Source organism: Collinsella sp. HCP28S3_B9 (assembly GCF_052066095.1).
In the GTDB taxonomy this organism is placed as follows: domain Bacteria; phylum Actinomycetota; class Coriobacteriia; order Coriobacteriales; family Coriobacteriaceae; genus Collinsella.
This window is the reverse complement of the sequence record NZ_JBQHST010000002.1, coordinates 21,575-35,092: the sequence shown is the minus strand read 5'-3', so window position 1 is coordinate 35,092 and position 13,518 is coordinate 21,575. Positions and strand designations below refer to the sequence as shown.

Sequence of the window (13,518 nt, the reverse complement as noted above, 5' to 3'; positions counted from 1 at the left end):
AAACTTCGAGAAAGCCCATATATGGACGTAACGTTCTCAGCCTTCCTCGGCCAACTTGTTTCGAACCCAGTCCTTGCCGTCACCGTGTTCCTCGCGCTCGGCGCCATCTTCGTCAACGGATGGACCGACGCGCCCAACGCCATCGCGACCTGTGTCACCACGCGTTGCATGCCCGCCCGCGCCGCCATTCTCATGAGTGCCGCGTTCAACTTTTTGGGCGTGCTCATCATGACGCACTTTAATGCCAGCGTTGCCAACACCATCTCCCATATCGTCGACTTTGGCGGAAACAGCACCATGGCGCTCGCGTGCCTCTGCGCGGCCCTGTTCTCCATCGTCGTCTACGGCGCCACGGCATCGCGTTTTGGCATCCCCACCTCGCAGAGCCACAGCCTCATCGCCGGCCTGACCGGCGCTGCCATCGCCCTCGGCGGCGCCAGCAGCGTCAATGTCCACGAGTGGATGAAGGTCATCTACGGCCTGGCGCTCTCCATCGGTCTGGGCTTTGTCATGGGCTGGGTCCTGTGCAAGCTCGTCTCGATTCTTTTCGCTGCCGCCAACAGGCGACGTGCCAACGTCTTCTTTAAATATGCTCAGATCGCGAGCGCCGCGGCCATGAGCTTTATGCACGGCGCGCAGGATGGACAAAAGTTCATCGGCGTGCTCTTTTTAGGTGTCGCCTTTGCCAACGGACAGACCGGCGTCGGCGACGCCGGCATCCCCATCTGGATCATGCTGCTGTGCTCGGCCACCATGGGCATCGGCACCAGCGTGGGCGGTGAGCGTATCATCAAGTCCGTCGGCCAGAGCATGGTTAAGCTCGAAAAGTATCAGGGCTTCTCTGCCGACCTGGCAGGAGCCGCAAACCTGCTGCTTGCCACGCTCACCGGTATCCCCGTGTCCTCCACGCACATCAAGACCTGCGCCATCATGGGCGTCGGCGCCGTCAAGCGCCTCTCGGCCATCAACTTCGGCGTGGTCAAGGACATGATGTTCACGTGGTTCTTCACCTTCCCCGCCTGTGGACTCATCAGCTTTGTCATGGCCAGGCTGTTCATGATGTTCCTCTAGTCAAACCGAATGTCCATCCGGACCGCATTACCTCGCCCACCCGTCTTCGCCCCGAAAGGACCACTCATGGCAAAGAAACCCGATTCGTTCTACTTTGACAACTACGTCGCCTGCGCCGACTTCGCCGTTCAGGCAGCCGAGCTGCTCACCAAGATTTTTGAGAACTTTGACCCCGCGCAGATCCACGACATGCTCGAGAAGATGCATGCGATTGAGCATGCAGCAGACAAGAAGCACCATGAGCTCGAAGACGCCCTGCTCACGGCCTTTATCACCCCGCTTGAGCGCGAGGACCTTAACCTCATGAGCTGCTCGCTCGATACCGTGCTCGACCGTATTGAGGGCGTCGTGCAGCGCCTCTACTTCACCAACATCCAGAGCATCCACCCCGATGCCATCGTGATCGCCCACAAGGTGACCGACGCCTGCCGCGCCATGAAGGACCTGATGGTCGAGTTGCCCAACTACCGCAAGTCCAAAACGCTGCGCGAGCTCGTCATCCAGATCAACACCATCGAGTCCGAGGCCGACGAACTCTACATCAACGCCATGCGTAACCTGCACGTCAACGGCAAGGACCCGCTCGAGGTCATCGCCTGGCGTGACGTGTACGCCTTCTTGGAGTACTGCGCCGACTGCTGCGAGAATGTGGCCGATGTCGTGGATTCGATTGTCATGAAGAACAGTTAATTGGGGGTACGTATCCCACCGGCGAAGGGCCGGCACCTGTTTGCTTTCTCACTCCGGCTGCGTAGCAGAGTCGTTCGAAAGCGGTTAATTAGTGGTATGCGTCCCACCGGCGAAGGCCCGGCACCTATTTGCTTTCTCTCTCCGGCTGCACGGCAGAGTCGTTCGAAAGTAAATAGGTGTCGGGCCTTCGCCTTGCGTACCGCCATTGGGAACCTTGGCTGATGATTTGAATTCAATGGGGGTTTGGCTGATGCGGCCTTTTATACCTGATTGAATACTTTGGAACTGTACCGAGCGTTTGGGTGGATGGTGCTTTGGGTACCCTTTATTTTACTTTGGATTTGTTTGCTGACTTTGGAGGGTTTGGTTATGGGGTATTTGGATCTGGCTCGGTCTCGGTATTCTTGTCGTTTGTTTGAGGATCGTTCTGTTGAGCAGGCTGTAGTGGATACCATTGTTGAGGCTGGGCGCATTGCTCCTTCTGCTTGCAATAATCATCCAACCCGTGTGATGGTGTTGGATACGCCTGAGCTTCTGGAAAAGGCGGCTGCTTGTCAGCCTCGGTTTGCTCGTGATGGGTCCATCTTTGGCGCTCCGCTCATCTTCCTCGTTTGCAGCGTTACCAACGATGCTTGGGTGCGTCCCTATGACCAGATGAACTCCAGCGCTATCGACACCTCGATTGTTTGCGATCAGATGATGATGGAGGCCGAGGAACAGGGCCTGGGAACGTGCTGGGTATGCCATTTTAAGCCCGAGCTAGCCCGCGAGCAGTTCAACCTGCCCGAGGGCGTTTATCCCTACCACATGCTCGTCTGCGGCTATCCCGCCGACCATATCGCCGACCCCGAGCATCGCGAGGCCCGCACCATTCCCCTATCCAATTTCCTCCTCAAGTAGTTTTTTGGCCCATGCCCTAAAATCTACCTTTTACCGCTCAAACGTTCGCCGAGTTCTGCCCTATCGCACGCAGAGCTCGGCGTTTTGTTTCCCAACCCGTATACAGCTACAAAAAAGGAGCTCGCAAGCGCGAGCCCCTTTTAAGAGCTAGATTGTAGTTTTGGCGCTAGTCCAGGTCGTCCGCGGCAAAGTTGTCAATCGGGGCGAAGGGGTCGGCCACGGGGACAACCGGATCAGCGACAGGCAGCGGCTCGGCGGCAGGCATGGTCACGGCAGGAGAAGCCGCAGAACCGACCGGCGTAGAAGCCAGCAGATCGGCCGGGAAGGAATTCTGAGCATCGTCCATAAAGTGCTGAATGAGCTTGAGATACTCGGCCTTGAACTCCTCGCGGGAAGCCTTCAGACGGTCAATCTCCTCGAGCTCGGCCTGCTTCTCGGTCAGGGCCTGACGGATGACCTCGCGGGCCTTGGCGTCGGCCTCGTTGCGGATGCGGTCAGCATTCTCGTTAGCGTCGTTGACAATCGCCTCGGCGGTCTGCTGAGCCGCAATGAGAGCGGCGGAAATCTGACGCTCCTGAGCGGAGAAATCAGGAGCGGGAGTGGCGACAGGGGCAGCCTGAGCGGCAGAATCCTGGGCCTGCGCAAGCTGAGCCTGCGTATCGGCAAGCTGCTGCTCGGTGGCGGTCAGGCGACCCTTAAGATCAACGATCTTGGCAAGCATAGCGTCGACCTCGGAGGACAGGGTCTCCAGGAAGACGTCGACCTCGGCGGGATCGTAGCCGCGCTTGGCCTCAGAGAAGGTCTGAGCCTGGATGTCAGCAGGGGTAATAGCCATAACAAGTTCTCCTTTATCATCGCCTTGGCGCTAAGCGCCCGACATAGGTTACTGAGCCAGTCCTATACGAGTATACCTATAAGTAGCTGCAGAATGAGCTTCTGCACCAACTGCAACGCAATAATCGCAACGACCGGTGAAAAATCGATACCGCCCATCGGCGGCATAAACCGGCGAAACAGGTTGAGCCAAGGGCCGCAAACGCCGTCGAGCACCGCCGCGATATCCTGTAGCAAACCACCCTGCTTCATGGGAATCCACGTCATAAAGCAGTAGACCACAATCAACGTGGAATAAAAATTAAACAGCGTGTTGACAAGCTGAACGATGGTGTAGATGTTGATGGGAATCTCCTCACCTTGTCTTTACTTGAGATAGCCGTCGGCGCGAAGCTTCTTAAGATCCGAATCCTTGACCTCGCAGCCGGCGGGCAGCACCATAAACACGCGATCGCCCACTTCTTTGACCGAAGCGCCCAGTCCGCAGGCAAAGCCATAGCTAAAGTCCAGGACGCGTTTGGCGACCTCGGTGCGAACGCCCACAAAGATCAGCGCGACAGGCTGCTTGGTACGCACGCGGCGCACGACCGTCTCCACGTCGTCATAACTCTCCGGACGAAGAACGTAGGCCGGCAACTGAGGCGTGGCGTTGATGATATTGCTCGCATAGGCAGAGGCATCGCTCGGCGTTGAAGCAGGAGCGGGCACAGCGGCCGCGCGGACCCGAGCGTTCTCGGCGTAGCTTGACGGCGTGTCATAGGCGCCGGGACGATAACCGCCTGCAGCGGCATCCTGAGAGCGCGAAGGCGGATTGTACGTCGTAGCGTGACGGGAGTCGTCGCCGATCAGTTGACCGGAACGCGTGTACACAGCAACTGACTCAGCCTCTCCGCGGCGTGTCTGCCCCAGCAGTCCATTGCTCGGTTCATCTTGCGTGTAGAAGCCCTCGCCCGAAGCACCGCTGTAGCCGTTGTTCTGATAGCCGTCGTCATAGCCGTCATCGTAACCGTAGTCATCATCCTGGCCATAACCCTGGTCATAACCCTGCTGGCCGCCTAGGTGCATTTTATTTTTAATTTCGTCAAGGAAACCCATGGTTGTGTCCTCTCACGGTCTAATGCAGGCGCTCTGACAATCAGCGCGCACTTCAGGCTCTTATTTTACTTCAAACTCCGGGCTGAATACTACCCTGCCCAGGCGAACAAGCGTCGAGCCTTCCTCAAGGGCAGGCTCAAAGTCCTCGCTCATGCCGCAAGAAAGCTCAGGCAGACACAGATCGGGGTGTGCCGTCTCCAGCTCATCCCTCAACTCACGCAGCCCGGCAAAGGTGCGGCGCGCCACATCCTTATTCCCCCGGGGTGCCATGGTCATAAGCCCCTGCACACAAATTCCCTCAAGTTCCGCAAGCTCGCCAGCCGCGGCACGAACCTCATCGGGCGAAAAGCCGCCCTTGGACTCCTCCCCGCTTACATTGACCTCGATCAGCACCCGCTGGGGAGCAAAAAGCTCGCCCGCTTTCATCTTGCGGACGGCACGGCTCGAGATAGCCTGCGCCAAATGAAGCGACCCCACCGAATGAATCAGCTCGGCCGCACCCAGCACCGCATTGATCTTGTTGGTCTGAAGATTACCGATCATATCGAAGCGCACCTCGGGCAGCTCCGGATGCTCCGCCAGCCCCGCAAGCTTGCGAACAAGCTCCTGCGGACGGTTCTCGGCAAAATGACGATACCCTGCCTGGATGGCGGCAACGGTCTCATCGACGCCAACGGTCTTGGAGACGGCAATCAGACGTGCGGCATCGTGAGAACGGCCCGCGCGATCGAGTGCGGCATAAAAGCGTTCGAGAATCTGCTCGCGGCGAGCGCGCATCACGTTCAAATAATTATCCATTGCCAATCGCCTCCGCTAACAGCCATACAAGTAGTCCCATGCTAACGCAAGAGCGCGGCCCTGCATGTGCAAGGCCGCGCTCACTTAGGTATTTACAATCTTTCGACGAACGGAGCTACCCTACTCCTCGTCATCCTCGGTATCGTCCTCGTCCTCGAGGTGCTCGAGCAGGTAGCGAAGACCCTCGCTCACCTCGTTAGCGGGCACCTTGGCAACAAAGCGCGCATCGACAGCGGGCCTCATGATGACGCCCTCGCCCGAAGGCACGCGCATGCTCTCGAGCTCATCCTCGTCCGTACGGGCGATATCGCCCGCGTTCATGCGCTGGCCGGTCAAAAGGAAGGTCAGACGGCAGGCGGCATCGATGGAAATCGAGGCGATGCGATCGAGGTAGCGCGAAACCATGATGGCGCGGCGCAGATCGTCATAGTTGCTGTCGTCGTCCATAAACTCGCCCGCGTCCATGCGGTTGAAGGTACGGAAGAACTTCTCATAGGCCGCATGCACCGGCTCGTCCTCGACGGCCAGGTTGCAGATGATGGACATGTCGTTGGTGACGAGCGCGGAAAGCGACGAGCCCAGCACCTGGTATACGGCTTCGGCCTCGGCCTCAACCGTACCGACGAGCTCCTGGGGCAGCGAGATATCGGCCTTGACCATATGACGCGTGGCGCGGCAGATCTGGCGAACCTTATCGGTCATGCGCTGCAGGTTAAAGTCGACGTAGATGATCGTCTGCAGCAAGCGGAAGTCGGAGGCGACCGGCGACTGCGTAGCGATCAGGTTGTAGCACACGGCCTCCAGGTTGGCGCAGCGCGCGTCAATCGAAAGCGTGCGCTTCTTGGTCTTGGTGGCGAGCTTGCGGTCGTCGGTCACATAGGCCTTCACGGCGTCATGAAGAGCCAGGTCTACAGCCTCGTAGATGCTCAACATCTCGTGACGAGCCTCGACGAGCTGACGGGAAAACAGTTTGCGCATGGTTCACTCCAATCAGTTGGGTGCGGTCATGCCGCCCGCACAGTGAATACGCACCGGACCAGGTCCGATCGGCTTGGGACTAGTCGCACCGATCAGCCAAAGCGGCCGGTGATATAGTCTTCCGTCCGCGAATCCACCGGGCTGGTGAAGATCGCGTCGGTTTGACCATACTCGATGAGCGTGGCGGGCTCGCCGGCAACCTCCTGCAAGAAGAAGGCGGTGTAGTCGCTAATGCGAGCTGCCTGCTGCATTGAATGTGTGACGATGATGATCGTCATCTCGGGCGCCAGCTCGGCCATCAGATCCTCGACCTTGGAGACGGACGTGGGGTCGATGGCGGAGCAGGGCTCGTCCATCAGAAGGACATCGGGCTGCACCGCGAGCACACGCGCGATGCACAGACGCTGCTGCTGACCGCCCGAAAGCGCCAAACCATCCTTGTTGAGCTGATTGGATACCTCTTTCCAGAGGTTGGCGCGCTTGAGCGATTCTTCCACGATGTCATCGAGGTCGCTTTTGCTAGTCACGCCCTGCAGACGAGGGCCAAAAGCAACATTCTCGTAGATGGATTTAGGGAACGGGTTGGGCTGCTGAAAAATCATGCCCACGCGGCGGCGAAGGTCGACCGGGTCGACGCCCTCGGCATAGATATCGTTGCCGTCGAGCGTCATGGTGCCCTCGACGCGCGTGCCCTCGATAAGGTCGTTCATACGGTTGATACAGCGCAAAAACGTCGATTTGCCGCAGCCCGAAGGGCCGATAAACGAGGTAATGGCGTTTTTGGCGATGTTGAGGTCGAGCCCCGTCAGCGCATGAAAGTCACCGTACCAAAAGTTGAAATCCTTGGCCGTGATGGCCGCTTGCTCCAGCGTGGGAGCGGACTGATAGACGGACATGGGACTCCTTAACTAGCGGCGTTTGCGCGACAGATAACGCGCAAACAGGTTGAAGGCCAGAATAATCGCCATCAGCAAAAGCGCGGTGCCGTAGGCTGCGTTCATGTTGATGCCGTCATTGGCAAGCAGATAAAGGTGAACGGTCATGGGACGGCCGGAATCGAGCGGCGAAATAGGCAGGTTGATGGCCTGGCCCATGGTGTAGAGCACCACGGCGGTCTCGCCGATGGCGCGGCCGATGGCAAGTACGATGCCGGTGGCGATGCGGCCAAAAGCCGAAGGAAGCACGATCTTGGAGACGACCTGCCACTTGGTGGCACCCAGGCCATATGCGCCCCAACGGATATAGCGCGGAACGGCGCGGATTGCCTCCTCGGTGGTACGCATGACAATGGGCAGCATCAGAAGTGCGAGCGCCAGGGCGGCCGAAACCATCGAAAGACCCAGGCCCATGGCCTCGACAAACAAGGCGTAGCCAAAAAGGCCCATAACAATGGAGGGCACCGAGGCCAGGGCATCGGCAGCATAGCGAATGATGTCGACAACCTTGCCCTGCTTGGCATATTCAGCCAGATAGACCGCAGCCAAGACGGCAACTGGCGTGCAGATGAGCATGGCGAGCGCCGTCACGTAGACGGTCGAGACGATAGTGGGCCAAATGCCGCCCTCGGCGTTTACTCCCTGCGGCCAGCCAAAGATAAAGTCGAGCGAGATGTGCGGCAGACCGTTGATAACTACATAGGCGATGATGGCGACCAGGACCAGCGTGGTGATATAGGCCGCGGCACGAAACACGCCGAGCATAATCTTGTTGGACAGATCCTTGTTGATGCGGCCCTTCTTACCATGGGAAAGGGCACGCTTGATGCGTTCGCGCGACGAGGTCGTATCGACCGTCGTGTCAACGGAATCGGACATAGCCTACCCCCTCTTCTTCTTGGAAATCAGACGGACGATGCCCACCAATGCGGCGGAAATGATAAACAGGACCACGCCCATGCCAAACAGAGCCGAGCGGTGCAGGCCCGAGGAGTAGCTCATGTCGAGCGCGATCTGGCTCGTGAGCGTCGAGATGGGGCTCGAGATGCTGTCCGGGATGACCGGAGCGTTGCCAACGACCATGAGCACGGCCATGGTCTCACCGATGGCACGACCCATGCCCAAGACAATCGCATCGACGATGCCCAGCTTGGCTGCAGGCAGCACGACCTTGTAGATGGTCTGCCACTTGGTGGCACCCATGGCATAGGATGCCTCGCGAATGCCCATGGGAATGGAATTGAGGGCATCGATGGTGAGCGTGGTGATGGTGGGAACGATCATGATGGCGAGCACGAACCACGCCGTCAGCGCACCAAAGCCAAGACCGCCGGTCAGCTGCGCGATAAACGGACGGATGATGACCATGCCAAAGAAACCGTAGATGATGGAGGGGATACCCGCCAGCAGGTCGACGGCGGGGCTGATGAGACTGCGCACGCGCTTGCCGGCGATCTCGACCAGATACACGGCCGTGCCCACACCCAGGGGCACACCCATGGCGAGAGCACCGACCGTCACCAGACCAGAGCCCGCCAGCAGCGACATGATGCCGTAATGGCCCTCGGAGGGCGCCCACGTAAAGCTAAAGAAGTCCGCCAGACCGATGTCGGTAAAGACGGGCAACGCCGAGTACGTGGTAAAGACAAAAATCAGGATGACGGTGACGACCGCCAAGAACGCGCAAGCAAAGAAGATCCACTGCAGCGCCTTCTCTTTGAGATAGGTGCTGCGCGACACCAACGCCAACTCACGTTTTTTGGGCGCCTGAGCCTCTCGCTCAATCTGGGGGGTTTCCTGCGCTTCCATGCTACTCACTCCCCTTTCCGTCGTTGGTGACGGGAATAAAGCCCGCCTCGCGAATCTGCTTGTCCATCTTCTCCGACGTCACATAGTCAATGTAGTCCTGTGCACGCTGCGAAGGCGTACCCTTCACAAAGAAGTAAAGGTCGCGCGAGATGGGGTAGCCGCCACTTGCGACCGTCTTCTCGGATGCCTCGACATGGTTGACCGAAACAGCCTTAACCGAAGTCTTAGCGTTGAGGCTCTCGACAAAACCCAGCGAGATGTAGCCAATGGCACCACGCGAACGGGACACGACATCGCGTACCTGGCCCGTGCCCGAAAGAACGGCAGAGCGACGATCGAACGGCGTGCCGTCCATCACGATGGTACGGAAGGCCTCGCGCGTACCGGACGCCTCATCGCGGTTAATAACCTGAATCTTCAGGTCCTCTCCGCCGACTTCCTTCCAGTTGGTAATCTTACCGGCGTATATGTCGCGAAGCTGCTCGGTCGAGAGGTTGTCGACCGGATTATCGTCGTTCACGATGACTGCGATGCCGTCGTGCGCGATTACAATCGGGGTCAGGCCCAGATCCCGCTCGTCGGCATTGAGGCCACGAGACGAGCTGGCGATGTCAGCCGTGCCGTTGCTGACGGCCTCGATACCGGCAGAAGAGCCAAGGCCAGAGACGAGCACGTCGGTGCCGGTCTCCTCCTTAAAGCCCTCGGCCGCAATCTCGGCAATGGGAAGGCAAGTGGTCGAGCCGGCCACGGTGATAGAAGACGTGGAAGATCCCGAGGAGCAGGCACACAGCGTAAGCGTGAGCACTGCCGCGCTTAGGACCGATGCGATCTTTCTCATAGCATCACGCCGATCGCAGCATGGCGCCCACAGGTGCCGCCCTCGTTGCGGTAGGAATAAAAGCGGTCGTTCTGACGAACGGTGGAGAGCTTGGTGTCCACAATGCCGTTCGCTTCGACGCCGGCGTCCATCAGCGCCTCGCGAATGGCGGCGGAAAGATCGAGCATACGAGAAGCGGCAGCATCGATGCACGCGAACTCGGAGGCAAAGCGGTCCATAAGTTCTTGGGACACCTCGTACTCGTCACCCAGGATATGGGGCCCAATATAGGCAGAGATGTCGTCTGGCTTGCAGCCAGCCGCCTCGCAGAGCGCTTGGCACGCCTTGGCGGAAATGCGCGCAATCGTGCCCTTCCAGCCAGAATGCACCACGGCAAAGCCGCCGGGAGCCACCAGCACAACGGGAACACAATCGGCAAAGCAAAGCATCACGGGCACCTCATGCGCCGTGCAGACGAGGGCATCGCAGCCCTCGGCAATCTGCTCGCGAATGTTCTCGAGATCATCGGCGCCGTTCGAGGTCACCGTCACGACATTGTCACCGTGTACCTGATTGGGGACAAGCAGGTTGTGCTCGCACTCGGCAATACCCATGGCCTCGAGTACGCGGCGACGATTTTCTTGAACGGCAAAGGGGTCATCGCCAACATGCGAGCCCAGATTGAGTGAGGAGTACGCATCTTCGGAAACACCGCCAGTGCGTTCGGTGAAGGCAAAGCGGACATCGTGCGTCGCGCCCTCTACCAACGTAACTCCATCATGGTCGACACGCGAAACGTTGTCCGCACGTGCTGCCATACTAAAGCCTCCTAATAACACGAGTATCGCGGCCAAGCCGCAGCAGTCCGTGCCATACGGCTGCCATACTTCTACAAAAGGATACCCGCAGCGGTAGGGACCAAACGTAAGGGGAACGTAAAGAGATTGGAGACTTTCGTTTACAAACGAGAAACAAAACGGGGTGCATCCAAATAGATACACCCCGTGCAGGTCGTTGAGAAAAACGAACTAGAAGCTACCACGCTTAAGGAAGTCGGGAAGCTCAAACTGGTCGTTACCAAAATTGGGAAGCTCCGTACCGCCGACATTGCGGGTCGGGGCAGACTGAGCCGAGCTTGCAGCGGGAGCGGTACGCTGAGGCTCGACAACGGAAGCCTTGCTCTGGGACTGCTGGGCAGCGAAGAGCTCGTCCTGACGGTTGACATTAGAGTCGGAGAAGCCCGTAGCGATAACAGTGATGCGCACCTGATCGCCCAGGGACTCGTCGACAACGGTACCGAAGATGATGTTGGCCTCGGGATCGACGGCGTTGGCGACAACGTCGGCAGCGTCGCTGATCTCCTGGATGCCCAGATCCTTGGAGCCGGCGATGGAGAGCAGGACGCGCGTAGCACCATCGATAGAGCTCTCGAGCAGCGGGCTGGAAATAGCCTGCTGGGCGGCGTCGACGGCACGGGTGTCCCCAGAAGAAGTACCGATACCCATCATGGCGGTGCCGGCCTGCTTCATGATGGTCTTAACATCAGCGAAGTCCAGGTTGATGATGCCCGGGACGGTGATGAGGTCGGTGATGCCCTGGGTACCCTGGGAAAGGACGCCATCGGCAATCGCGAAGGCCTCGAGCATGGTGGTCTTCTTCTCGGCGATGTCGAGCAGCTTGTCGTTAGGGATAACGATCATGGTGTCGACGCAATCGGAAAGGGTCTTAATGCCCTCTTCGGCGCTCTTCTTACGCTTGCGGCCCTCGAAGGTGAAGGGCTTGGTCACGACGGCGACGGTCAGCGCACCGACCTCGTTCATCGCGATATCGGCAACGATGGGAGCGGCGCCGGTGCCGGTGCCACCGCCCTCACCGCAGGTGATGAACACCATGTCGGCGCCAGCGAGTGCCTCGGCGATGTCATCGCGGGACTCATCGGCAGCCTTGCGACCAACCTCGGGGTTGGCGCCAGCGCCCAGGCCGCGGGTAAGGTCGGTACCGATATGGACCTTGATATCGGCATCAGAGATCGCAAGCGCCTGAGCATCGGTGTTGATGGCAACAAACTCGACGCCACGAATGCCCTCTTCGATCATTCGATTGACCGCGTTGGTACCGCCGCCGCCGACGCCGACCACCTTAATGACGGCAAGGTAGTTGTTGATCTCTGTCTCGTGCATGTCGGTCCTCCGAACAAAGGTTATAGCCATAGCATGGGTTGACCCCTGCGCACATTAACCTTCAGGTTGAAAGTAAATGCAAAGGTAAACCGTATTATGTTTGCACATTATGAACGTATCAGTCAAATAATTGACCGTGAAAACCAAACAAACCAGATAAACGGCGTGGTATGGCCCCTCAACAAAGCCACGCACCGACGCTAAGCGGTCGGTGCGTTTCTAAACGTATAGTTACCGGGAGACCGAACGTTAATGTAGGTTACGCCCTCTACCTGCGACAGAAGCTTGGTCACGACGCGTTCCTTCTTGGCGATATCATCAGAATCGCCCAGCGAGACCTCAACGCCATTATCAAGATTCGCCGAGATGGCCTCGACCGAAGGTATAGAAATATCCTTGATCTGCGCCAAGAATTCGCCGGAAAAACCACGCACGTAATCCAGGCCCGCTTTAACGGCCTTGGAAGAAACAGCCCGCCCCGAGACCGGCTCGACATCAGCCGAGACATCGGTAAGCAGCACGGCCCCGTAGTGCTTGGCCAGCGCCAACGCAGCATCGATACCGCTCAACGTGTTGGCGCCCTCACCCGAAGTGACGACATTTCCCTGGTCGTCCACCTCCACAGAGGTCGAAAGCGGTGCGATCCAGGTGTCATCGTCGCCGATGGCCCAGGCAAGATCGTCGGAACTTATATAAGCGATCGCGGTGACCTTGCGCTCCGTCGGCGTAATGACGAGCGTGTGGGGAAACTGCCGTTGAACGTCCACGCCCGAAACCCACGGGTTCTGCTTGAGATCTTCGGTAATCTGGTCGGGATTTACGTTGAAGAGCGATGTGTTCTCGGGCAGACTGATCAGCTGCATGGCATCGTGCTTGGTCACATGCTCGCTGCCCTCGATCTGAATATCGGTAGCGGCAAACAGGCCGGAATTGATAACGACGATGGCAACGACGGCAAGCACGGCCACAGCCGCCAAGATACCGCCCACGATTTTGCCCTTGCCCTTAACGGCAGAGGCGGCCTCGGACGTCTTACTCGCCATGGCGCCAAGCGACGACAGCGGATTGATACCCTTATTGGTCGCAGGTGCCTTAGTGGCGGGCACCGACGTCAACGAGCGCGGCTTGGCAGCGCCCAACGTACGACCGGGATGCGTCGCTTTAGCCCCCAGCGAGGGCTTGGGCGTCACTATGGGGCGAGAGGGCTTGGCACCCATCGCCGACTTAGACGTCACCGAGGGGCGCGGAGCCGGGTGAACCGTCTTTTTTGCGGCAGTGCGTCCACCAAGTTGCGAGCCGACGACCGGACGTTTGGTGGACCGTACGGATCCAGCGGGCTTGGAGGACACAGGGGGCTTGCGTTGAGGCTGGACGGGTGCGCCGGAACGCCCTCCGGCGCGGCGGAAGGTAG

15 protein-coding genes are annotated in these 13,518 nt (G+C 58.8%); 3 read left to right on the top strand and 12 right to left on the bottom strand.

What is annotated here, in order from left to right; all coding sequences use genetic code 11:
• Positions 1–21 precede the first annotated feature (21 nt).
• The 3 genes from ACTNBB_RS01065 (at position 22) to ACTNBB_RS01055 (ending at position 2,661) form a co-directional block, all read left to right on the top strand.
• On the top strand, positions 22–1,071 hold the full coding sequence (locus ACTNBB_RS01065; RefSeq protein WP_427719222.1) for an inorganic phosphate transporter: 1,050 nt from the start codon (positions 22–24) through the stop codon (positions 1,069–1,071).
• A 66-nt stretch (positions 1,072–1,137) separates the two neighbouring features.
• Positions 1,138–1,761, top strand: a complete 624-nt coding sequence (locus tag ACTNBB_RS01060; RefSeq protein ID WP_427719219.1) for a DUF47 domain-containing protein — start codon at positions 1,138–1,140, stop codon at positions 1,759–1,761.
• A gap of 369 nt (positions 1,762–2,130) precedes the next feature.
• Complete coding sequence (locus tag ACTNBB_RS01055; RefSeq protein WP_441056180.1) at positions 2,131–2,661, top strand: nitroreductase family protein; 531 nt, start codon at positions 2,131–2,133, stop codon at positions 2,659–2,661.
• Between the two features lie 166 nt (positions 2,662–2,827).
• Here ACTNBB_RS01055 and ACTNBB_RS01050 read toward each other — a convergent pair whose 3' ends face one another.
• The 12 genes from ACTNBB_RS01050 to ACTNBB_RS00995 form a co-directional block, all read right to left on the bottom strand.
• Positions 2,828–3,496 carry a DivIVA domain-containing protein gene (locus ACTNBB_RS01050; protein ID WP_154515270.1) on the bottom strand — a complete coding sequence of 223 codons (669 nt, stop codon included), beginning with the start codon at positions 3,494–3,496 and terminating at the stop codon, positions 2,828–2,830.
• A gap of 62 nt (positions 3,497–3,558) precedes the next feature.
• Positions 3,559–3,804: a YggT family protein gene (locus tag ACTNBB_RS01045; protein WP_427719264.1), complete on the bottom strand. Its 246-nt coding sequence runs from the start codon at positions 3,802–3,804 to the stop codon at positions 3,559–3,561.
• Positions 3,805–3,861: 57 nt separating this feature from the next.
• On the bottom strand, positions 3,862–4,590 hold the full coding sequence (gene sepF / locus ACTNBB_RS01040; RefSeq protein ID WP_154515266.1) for a cell division protein SepF: 729 nt from the start codon (positions 4,588–4,590) through the stop codon (positions 3,862–3,864).
• A 60-nt stretch (positions 4,591–4,650) separates the two neighbouring features.
• Positions 4,651–5,388 (bottom strand): YggS family pyridoxal phosphate-dependent enzyme, encoded by a 738-nt coding sequence (locus ACTNBB_RS01035; RefSeq protein ID WP_441056181.1) that lies wholly within the window; start codon positions 5,386–5,388, stop codon positions 4,651–4,653.
• Between the two features lie 120 nt (positions 5,389–5,508).
• A complete protein-coding gene (locus tag ACTNBB_RS01030) occupies positions 5,509–6,366 on the bottom strand; it encodes a phosphate signaling complex PhoU family protein (protein WP_427719211.1) in 858 nt (285 codons plus the stop codon).
• A 92-nt stretch (positions 6,367–6,458) separates the two neighbouring features.
• Positions 6,459–7,262, bottom strand: coding sequence for a phosphate ABC transporter ATP-binding protein PstB (gene pstB, locus ACTNBB_RS01025; protein WP_089571588.1), 804 nt, complete (start codon positions 7,260–7,262; stop codon positions 6,459–6,461).
• A 12-nt stretch (positions 7,263–7,274) separates the two neighbouring features.
• Complete coding sequence (gene pstA, locus ACTNBB_RS01020) at positions 7,275–8,180, bottom strand: phosphate ABC transporter permease PstA (protein ID WP_427727613.1); 906 nt, start codon at positions 8,178–8,180, stop codon at positions 7,275–7,277.
• Between the two features lie 3 nt (positions 8,181–8,183).
• Positions 8,184–9,110, bottom strand: coding sequence for a phosphate ABC transporter permease subunit PstC (pstC, locus tag ACTNBB_RS01015; protein WP_427719203.1), 927 nt, complete (start codon positions 9,108–9,110; stop codon positions 8,184–8,186).
• A 1-nt stretch (position 9,111) separates the two neighbouring features.
• Positions 9,112–9,948, bottom strand: coding sequence for a phosphate ABC transporter substrate-binding protein (locus tag ACTNBB_RS01010; RefSeq protein ID WP_441056182.1), 837 nt, complete (start codon positions 9,946–9,948; stop codon positions 9,112–9,114).
• A complete protein-coding gene (locus ACTNBB_RS01005; RefSeq protein WP_154515254.1) occupies positions 9,945–10,745 on the bottom strand; it encodes a polyphenol oxidase family protein in 801 nt (266 codons plus the stop codon). The genes ACTNBB_RS01010 and ACTNBB_RS01005 overlap by 4 nt, the downstream gene beginning before the upstream one ends.
• 210 nt (positions 10,746–10,955) lie before the next feature.
• Complete coding sequence (gene ftsZ / locus ACTNBB_RS01000; protein WP_427719199.1) at positions 10,956–12,107, bottom strand: cell division protein FtsZ; 1,152 nt, start codon at positions 12,105–12,107, stop codon at positions 10,956–10,958.
• A gap of 200 nt (positions 12,108–12,307) precedes the next feature.
• Entirely contained in the window at positions 12,308–13,456 is a 1,149-nt protein-coding gene (locus tag ACTNBB_RS00995) for an FtsQ-type POTRA domain-containing protein (protein WP_441056183.1), read from the bottom strand.
• Positions 13,457–13,518 lie beyond the last annotated feature (62 nt).

Bases quoted from the DNA above. Each gene is read 5' to 3' on its own strand.
- ACTNBB_RS01065 (WP_427719222.1), top strand. From the start codon at position 22: ATGGACGTAACGTTCTCAGCCTTCCTCGGCCAACTTGTTTCGAACCCA.
- ACTNBB_RS01060 (WP_427719219.1), top strand. From the start codon at position 1,138: ATGGCAAAGAAACCCGATTCGTTCTACTTTGACAACTACGTCGCCTGC.
- ACTNBB_RS01055 (WP_441056180.1), top strand. From the start codon at position 2,131: ATGGGGTATTTGGATCTGGCTCGGTCTCGGTATTCTTGTCGTTTGTTT.
- ACTNBB_RS01050 (WP_154515270.1), bottom strand. From the start codon at position 3,496: ATGGCTATTACCCCTGCTGACATCCAGGCTCAGACCTTCTCTGAGGCC.
- sepF (WP_154515266.1), bottom strand. From the start codon at position 4,590: ATGGGTTTCCTTGACGAAATTAAAAATAAAATGCACCTAGGCGGCCAG.
- ACTNBB_RS01035 (WP_441056181.1), bottom strand. From the start codon at position 5,388: ATGGATAATTATTTGAACGTGATGCGCGCTCGCCGCGAGCAGATTCTC.
- ACTNBB_RS01030 (WP_427719211.1), bottom strand. From the start codon at position 6,366: ATGCGCAAACTGTTTTCCCGTCAGCTCGTCGAGGCTCGTCACGAGATG.
- pstB (WP_089571588.1), bottom strand. From the start codon at position 7,262: ATGTCCGTCTATCAGTCCGCTCCCACGCTGGAGCAAGCGGCCATCACG.
- pstA (WP_427727613.1), bottom strand. From the start codon at position 8,180: ATGTCCGATTCCGTTGACACGACGGTCGATACGACCTCGTCGCGCGAA.
- pstC (WP_427719203.1), bottom strand. From the start codon at position 9,110: ATGGAAGCGCAGGAAACCCCCCAGATTGAGCGAGAGGCTCAGGCGCCC.
- ACTNBB_RS01010 (WP_441056182.1), bottom strand. From the start codon at position 9,948: ATGAGAAAGATCGCATCGGTCCTAAGCGCGGCAGTGCTCACGCTTACG.
- ACTNBB_RS01005 (WP_154515254.1), bottom strand. From the start codon at position 10,745: ATGGCAGCACGTGCGGACAACGTTTCGCGTGTCGACCATGATGGAGTT.
- ftsZ (WP_427719199.1), bottom strand. From the start codon at position 12,107: ATGCACGAGACAGAGATCAACAACTACCTTGCCGTCATTAAGGTGGTC.